Genomic DNA, 3,997 nt, shown 5'->3' with positions numbered 1-3,997 from the left:
CGCGACGCTGGCGTTCGACGCCTGGGCGCACCGGTCGGGGCGCTACCGGCGCCCGACCCGCTGAGTCCGGCCCCTCGTCCTAGACGACGCATGGGGCGTCGAGGCTATCCTGTACAACATGTTTCGTTTTCGTCATGCTCGGTGCGTTCGGTTCGCCGCCCTCACGCTCATTTCGGCCGTCGCGTGGAGCTCCACCGGTTTCGCCGAAGGCGCCTGCGGCGACTTCACGGGCCCGGCGCCCTACGCGATCGCGGACGCCACGGACCTCGCGGCCGTCGCGACCTGTCCCGAGGGCGCCTTCGTGCAGACCGACGACGTCGACCTATCCGGCGTCGACTGGACCCCGCTCGGCGACCCGGCGACCCCCTTCACCGGTAGGTACGACGGGCAGGGCCACGCGATCCGGAACCTGAGCGTCGGGAACGCGACGTACGCCGCCCTCTTCGGCGTCTCCGGCGACGGCGCCACCTTCGCGAACCTGTCGGTGAACGACGTCACCATCGGCACCGCCGCCACACCGTACGCCGCCGCTCTCGTCGGTACGACGGTGCAGGACTCGGTCGTGAGCATCACGAACGTCTCGATCGACGGCGCCGTCGCCGACGGCCCGTCGATTCGCGGGTCCGACTTCGTGGGCGGCGTCGTCGGCATCGCCGACGGACGCATCGTCCTCTCGGGCGTCGACGTTCGGTTGGACCTCGAGGCGCACCGCAGCCCCAACGGCAGCGACAACGGCGCGGGCGGTCTGGTGGGTCGCGCCGGAGATGGCCTGGTCGCCCGTAACGTGACGCACGTCGGGGGCGTCACCAGTGCCGGCCTGAACGTCGGCGGGCTCGTCGGCCGCATCGACGGGGCCGGCGACCTGACGAACGCCCGACATACCGGCGACGTCACCGGACACGGCTTCGTCGGAGGGCTCCTCGGGAACCCCTCCGCTCCACTCCACCTCCGCAACGTCGCTGCGAGCGGCGCCGTCGCGGGAACCGGCACCGACAACGTCGGGGGGTTGATCGGCATCATGTACGCCGGACCGCTGGACGTCGACGGGGCGACCGTCACCGGGAGCGTGGGGGGCGACCTGCCCCGCGTGGGTGGTGTCATCGGCACGCTGCAGGGCTCGGCGTCGTTGGCGTCGGTCACCGTCGAGGCCCCGTCGATCTCCGGCACGAACCTGGTGGGCGGGCTGGTCGGGTTCGTGACCCAGGACCTGGTCCTCGACGACGTACGGGTCGACGCCGACGTCACAGGGACATTGAGCGTCGGCGGCTTCGCCGGACAGGTCGGTCGGGACGCCGACTGGCGGCAGGTCACCTACGCCGGCGACCTCACGGCCACGGGCGCCGCCGGAGGGTTCGCGTCCAAGGTCGCCGGCACGTTCAGTGCGACCGACGTCACCCGGACGGGCGACCTCACCACCGACGTCGGATTCGTTGGAGGCTGGGTCGGCATGAGCGGCGCATTCGGGACGACGAGCGGAGCGACGACCGTCCTTCGCGGCGTGCACCGCGGGGACGTCACGGCCGTCGATGGAGGTGTCGGCGGCCTGTTCGGCGCGGTTTTCGGAAGCTTGGACGTCGAGGACCTCCGCATTCGAGCGGCCTCGGTCGAAGCGACGGGGAGCGCCGTGGGCGGCCTTGCCGGCCAAGTCGCCGCCGCGACCACCCTTCGGGAGGTCACCGCCAGCACGATCGTCCGGTCGAACGATGCGAACGTCGGCGGCCTCGTCGGGAGCGGCCTCGGCGCGGTGACGCTCCGCGACGTCACCCTCGCGGCGGACGTCGGCGGCTCCGCGTTGACCGCGGGCGTCATCGGCAGTGCGACCGGCCCCGCGGACGTCCAGCGCCTCGAGGCCGACGTGAGCGTCGCCGGCCGCGACTCCGTCGGGGGCCTCGTCGGGTACGCCGCCCAGGGGCTCGGTGCCCGCGACGTGCACGTCCGCGGCACGGTTCGAGGGCGCGAGGGCGTCGGCGGGATCGTCGGGCTCAGCGACGGGGAGAACGCCAACGCGTCGACGTTGGCGCGCACCCGCTTCACCGGCACGGTCGAAGCCGCCCGCGACGGCGGGGGGCTATCGGGACGGTCGCGCGGAACCCTTACCGTGCGGCGCGCCTCCGCGTCGGTCGACGTCGTGGGAACCGGGGCCACCGCGCCCCGCCTCGGCGGCCTCGTCGGCCACGCTCTGGGCGCTGCGACCCTCGTCGACACCTACGCCTCGGGCGCGGTCTCGGGCACCGACGTCGTCGGCGGCCTGGTCGGTCGGACGTCCAACGGCACGTCGCTGGACGTCTCGACCTCCTACGCCGCGGTCGACGTCACCGGCACGTCCTCGGTCGGGGCGCTCGTCGGCTCCGTGGGGGGCCCCTGGAGCGGGGACGCCGTCGTCTGGCAGCGCGGCCGCGGCGCCGCGGCCGCCGCCGGATCCGGTGGGCCGTTGGCCGGTACGGACGGGCGGACGGCGGACGGCCTGCGCGACGTCGCCGCCTTCGCCGCCGCCGGCTGGTCGATCGAACCGGGCTGGGCCGCCGACGACGGCGCCGGCGCCGTGCCCTGGGGCGCCTGTCCCGCCGTCGGCACCGGCGCGCCGTTCCTGCGCTCCGCCTACGACGCCGACCCGTGCACCGGCCCCGTCGCCCGCCTCGACGTCGCCGCCGCCCCCGCCCACCTCCGCCACGTCCCCTTCGCCGTAAGCGTGACCGCCACCGACGCCGCCGGCCGCCCGGCCCCCCTCCCAGCCGGAACGGTCGTGACCCTCACCGCGGAGGGCGGCGCGAGCCCCGGCCACCTCCGCACCCCGGGTGCGGCGGGTGCCGACGACCCCGCCCCCACCCGTACGCTCGACGGCGCAGCCACGGCGGTCCCCTTCGACGCCGTCCTCTACACCGGCCTGTCGGCCGACGCCGGCCGCGACGTCGTGCTCCGCGCCACCGCGGCGACGCCCGACGGGGACACGCTCGAGGGTGCTGCGGCACCGATCTCGGTCCGCGACGTCGCCATGGAGCTCGCCGTCGCCCGCCCCACCCTCCTCGCCGACGGGAGCGACGTCAGCGACGTCGTCGTGACGCTCACCGACGCCGACGGCGTCCCCGTCGAGGGCGTCGTGATGACGGTCTCGACGACCGCCGGGACGTTCCTCAACGACGATGGACACGACCTGGGTGCGACGTTCGCACGGCCGACGGACGCCGGCGGCGCCGTCCGGACCCGGCTCCGCGCACCGAGCGAGGCCGGCGTCGCGGACCTCGTCGCCCGCTGTCCCGGCGCCTGCCCCGTCCGCACCACCGTGACGTTCGTCGGCGACGTCGCCGACGTCCTTGCGGTGCCCGGCGACGGCGTCGCGTGGCTTCTCGTGAGCCCCCTCGCCGTCGCCGACGCCGAGCTGCGCTACCGCCAGGCCGACGGGCCGTGGTCCGCGTTCCCGACCCCGAGCGCGCTCGGGGAGGGCGGACCGCTGCGCATCGACGGGCTCGAGAACGGCGTGACGTACCGGTTCGCCGTCCGCGGTCGGACCCCGTCGGGCACCGACCTGCCGGCCTCGGACCCGGTGACGGTGACGCCCGGTCCCGTCGCACCGCCGGCGCTGGCGATGGCGGCACCGGAGGTGGGCGCGGTCGACGTCGAATCGACCGATGGCGGCCTCCGCCTCACGATCCCGCTCCGTATCCGCAACGACGGCGACGCCCCCCTCCCGCACGTCTGGTGGCGTCTGAGCGTCCCCGAAGGATTTCGTGCGCACGCTCTCGGCGCGAACGAGGGACGGCTCACGCGGTACGGCGACGCCTGGCTCTGGCGCGACGCGAACCTCGCGCCCGGCACCGAAACGACGCTCGAGATCGTGCTCGTCACCGGCTCGACGCCCAGCTCCAGGCCGACCGCTCCCTGAACGACCGACGCCGACGGCGATCGCATCGGGCCCGCCTCCGGGTGGGCCCAGGCCATCGAACAACGCATTGACGTCCGCCTATCCATCGATTAGCATCGATGTATGAACGACACCCCC

General features: G+C 74.5%; 1 protein-coding gene. It reads left to right on the top strand.

Features of this window, described 5'->3' with window-relative positions; genetic code table 11:
- The first annotated feature begins 118 nt into the window (after window positions 1-118).
- A complete protein-coding gene (locus tag RI554_10720; GenBank protein MDR9392488.1) occupies window positions 119-3,880 on the top strand; it encodes an invasin domain 3-containing protein in 3,762 nt (1,253 codons plus the stop codon).
- Window positions 3,881-3,997: the final 117 nt, after the last annotated feature.

This window comes from Trueperaceae bacterium, from assembly GCA_031581195.1.
Classification (GTDB): Bacteria; Deinococcota; Deinococci; order Deinococcales; family Trueperaceae; genus SLSQ01.
The sequence above is the reverse complement of the archived record's forward strand: the minus strand, read 5'-3'. Positions and strand labels throughout refer to the sequence as shown.

What these genes read in the sequence shown, in the direction of transcription:
- RI554_10720 (MDR9392488.1), top strand. Translation starts at nt 119, where the DNA reads ATGTTTCGTTTTCGTCATGCTCGGTGCGTTCGGTTCGCCGCCCTCACG.